The sequence below is a fragment of the Geomesophilobacter sediminis genome (genome assembly GCF_016458275.1).
In the GTDB taxonomy this organism is placed as follows: domain Bacteria; phylum Desulfobacterota; class Desulfuromonadia; order Geobacterales; family Geobacteraceae; genus Geomesophilobacter; species Geomesophilobacter sediminis.
In genome coordinates this window covers 1-3120 of sequence record NZ_JAEMHM010000041.1, presented here as the reverse complement: position 1 = coordinate 3120, position 3120 = coordinate 1, and the positions used below count along the sequence as shown (strand labels likewise).

Below are 3120 nucleotides of genomic sequence, written 5' to 3'. Positions count from 1 at the left end.
TCTTTGACAATTGCATAAAGTGATTTGTAGTAGGCAAGACCGAAGAGATTCTGTCGCACGGGCGGGATCGAATCGGGAGTATGCAGGTGCGTGTAGCCGCGAGGTGAAGCGTACTGAAAGTAGTGATTGATTTTTTTATGGTCAAGCTACTAAGGGCGTACGGTGGATGCCTAGGCAGAGGAAGGCGATGAAGGACGTGGTAAGCTGCGATAAGCTTCGGTGAGCCGCTAAACAGGCTTTGACCCGGAGATTTCCGAATGGGGAAACCCACTGGAGGTAATGCTCCAGTAACGCATCGTAAATACATAGCGGTGCGTGGCGAACGGGGGGAACTGAAACATCTAAGTACCCCCAGGAAAAGAAAACAAAAGTGATTCCGTAAGTAGCGGCGAGCGAACGCGGACCAGCCCAAACCTCGATTATTTCGATGATCGGGGGGTTGTGGGGCCCCAACGTGGGATTGATGATGGGTAGGAAAACGGTCTGGAAAGTCCGGCCATAGTGGGTGATAGCCCCGTATCCGAAACCTTGATTCACCCTAGGGTGTCCCCGAGTACCGCCAGGCACGTGAAACCTGGTGGGAATCCGGGAGGACCATCTCCCAAGGCTAAATACTATCCTCTGACCGATAGTGAACCAGTACCGTGAGGGAAAGGTGAAAAGTACTCCAATGAGGAGGGTGAAATAGAACCTGAAACCGTATGCCTACAAGCAGTGGGAGCACTATGGAGCAATCCAGTGTGACCGCGTGCCTTTTGCATAATGAGTCAGCGAGTTACTCTCAGCAGCGAGGTTAAGCTCATAGAGTGGAGCCGCAGCGAAAGCGAGTCTGAATAGGGCGCCATAGTTGCTGGGAGTAGACCCGAAACCGGGTGATCTATCCATGTCCAGGGTGAAAGGAAGGTAACACTTCGTGGAGGCCCGAACCCACTGGCGTTGAAAAGCCAGGGGATGAGGTGTGGATAGGAGTGAAAGGCTAATCAAACTCGGAGATAGCTGGTTCTCCCCGAAATATATTTAGGTATAGCCTCGCAAAGTAAGTAACGGGGGTAGAGCACTGGATGGGCTAGGGGTCTTACCGGATTACCAAACCTAACCAAACTCCGAATACCGTTAACTGTAATTGCGGGAGTCAGACTGCGGGTGATAAGATCCGCGGTCAAAAGGGAAAGAGCCCAGACCGCCGGCTAAGGTCCCCAAATCTACGCTAAGTGGAAAACGATGTGGAAATGCCCAGACAACCAGGAGGTTGGCTTAGAAGCAGCCACCCTTTAAAGAAAGCGTAATAGCTCACTGGTCGAGTGGGTCTGCGCGGAAAATGTAACGGGGCTAAGCGTAGTACCGAAGCTGCGGATTCGTGTCTTAAGACACGAGTGGTAGGGGAGCATTGTGTAAGCCTGCGAAGGTCGACCGTGAGGACGGCTGGAGGTATCACAAGAGATTATGCTGACATGAGTAGCGAAAAACAAGGTGAGAAACCTTGTCACCGAAAACCCAAGGTTTCCTACGTAAAGGTAATCTGCGTAGGGTTAGTCGGTCCCTAAGGCGAGGCCGAAAGGCGTAGTTGATGGGAAACAGGTTAATATTCCTGTACCACCTGATGTTGCGATGGGGGGACGGAGAAGGGTAGGCGATCCGGGCGCTGGTTGTCCCGGTTTAAGGCGGTAGGCGGGAGAAGGAGGCAAATCCCTTTCTCCATTCAACGCTGAGAGCTGATGACGAGGGGGTATCCCCACAAAGTCGTTGATCCCATGCTTCCAAGAAAAGCCTCTAAGCTTCAGACATCAGGTGACCGTACCGTAAACCGACTCAGGTGGGTGAGGATAAATGTCCTAAGGTGCTTGAGAGAACACTGGTTAAGGAACTCGGCAAAATGATACCGTAACTTCGGGAGAAGGTATGCCCTCATTAGGTGTAGCGATTCGCACGTGAAGCCGAAGAGGGTCGCAGAGAAATGGCGGTAGCGACTGTTTACTAAAAACATAGGACTCTGCAAAGTCGCAAGACGACGTATAGGGTCTGACGCCTGCCCGGTGCCGGAAGGTTAAGGGGATTTGTTAGCCGCAAGGTGAAGCTTTGAACCGAAGCCCCGGTAAACGGCGGCCGTAACTATAACGGTCCTAAGGTAGCGAAATTCCTTGTCGGGTAAGTTCCGACCTGCACGAATGGCGTAACGATTTCCGCGCTGTCTCAACCAGTGGCTCAGCGAAATTGAATTCTCGGTGAAGATGCCGAGTACCCGCGGTAAGACGGAAAGACCCCGTGCACCTTTACTACAGCTTGACAGTGACATTCGAATCAGCTTGTGTAGGATAGGTGGGAGACTATGAAGCTGGGACGCCAGTCTCGGTGGAGTCGACGTTGAAATACCACCCTGGTTGTTTTGGATGTCTAACCCAGGTCCGTGATCCGGATCGGGGACACTGTCTGGTGGGTAGTTTGACTGGGGCGGTCGCCTCCCAAAGAGTAACGGAGGCGCGCGAAGGTTCCCTCAGGCTGATTGGAAACCAGCCGTAGAGTGTAAAGGCATAAGGGAGCTTGACTGCGAGACTCACAAGTCGAGCAGGTACGAAAGTAGGTCTTAGTGATCCGGCGGTTCTGTATGGAAGGGCCGTCGCTCAACGGATAAAAGGTACGCCGGGGATAACAGGCTGATCTCCCCCAAGAGTTCACATCGACGGGGAGGTTTGGCACCTCGATGTCGGCTCATCGCATCCTGGGGCTGAAGTAGGTCCCAAGGGTTTGGCTGTTCGCCAATTAAAGCGGTACGCGAGCTGGGTTTAAAACGTCGTGAGACAGTTTGGTCCCTATCTACCGTGGGCGCAGGATACTTGAGAAGAGTTGACCTTAGTACGAGAGGACCGGGTTGAACGTACCTCTGGTGTGCCAGTTGTTCCGCCAGGAGCAGTCGCTGGGTAGCTATGTACGGAAAGGATAACCGCTGAAAGCATCTAAGCGGGAAGCCTCCTTCAAGATAAGGTATCCCCGGGAGCAATCCCCTAAAGGCCCGTTGGAGACTACAACGTTGATAGGCCGGGTGTGTAAGCGCAGCAATGCGTTCAGCTTACCGGTACTAATCGGCCGTGAGGCTTGACCATAAAAAATTACTGAAGGGGGGTG

At 52.8% G+C, this 3120-nt stretch carries 1 rRNA gene; it reads left to right on the top strand.

Annotated features, from left to right (window positions below):
- Nucleotides 1-139: 139 nt before the first annotated feature.
- Nucleotides 140-3098: ribosomal RNA gene (locus tag JFN93_RS25240) — 23S ribosomal RNA — on the top strand.
- The last annotated feature ends 22 nt before the right edge of the window (nucleotides 3099-3120 follow it).